Origin of the sequence: Pseudomonas sp. EL_65y_Pfl1_R83, from assembly GCF_963970695.1 — a bacterium.
GTDB classification, from domain to species: Bacteria; Pseudomonadota; Gammaproteobacteria; order Pseudomonadales; family Pseudomonadaceae; genus Aquipseudomonas; species Aquipseudomonas tritici.
This window is the reverse complement of record NZ_CAXAQI010000482.1, coordinates 1-436: the sequence shown is the minus strand read 5'-3', so window position 1 is coordinate 436 and position 436 is coordinate 1. Positions and strand designations below refer to the sequence as shown.

Annotated in this window: 1 protein-coding gene; it reads left to right on the top strand. The window is 66.5% G+C overall.

The genetic code is table 11. The features are described from left to right. Positions 1–289: hypothetical protein (locus AACY08_RS29945; protein ID WP_339472705.1), on the top strand; the 289-nt coding region annotated here is incomplete at its 5' end. Positions 290–436 lie beyond the last annotated feature (147 nt).

The window sequence follows — 436 nt, the reverse complement described above, 5'->3', positions numbered from 1 at the left end:
CGTCTCGACCGCCGTCGCCGAAATCCCGCCTCTTGGCTGGCGCTTCTGGACTCTTGCCGGCTTCCCCGGCGATCCGGTCGATCCGCGCCCCTACGCCGGCACACGCTGCCTGCCGCTCGCCCTTGTCGACCTGAACGGCGATGCACGTTGGCTTTGCGCTATGGAGCACGATCGCTCCTTTCGGCTGTTTGCCAGCCACGATCTCTTCCCATGCGCCGATCAGGACGGCGCCGCCGCCTTCGCGGGCGAGATTCTCGCCAACCATGCGCGGCAACCCAAGCTGCTCTGATCGGACCTCGTTATGGACACCACCCGAAGCCAACGCTGGCGGGAGCGTCGCCCCCGGGGGGGGCGGCGCCGCACAGTAAATGATGCGAAAACCGAAAACCGGGCTGTAGGAGAGCCCCGCGGTTGGAGCCAAATTAAAGGCAGGGGC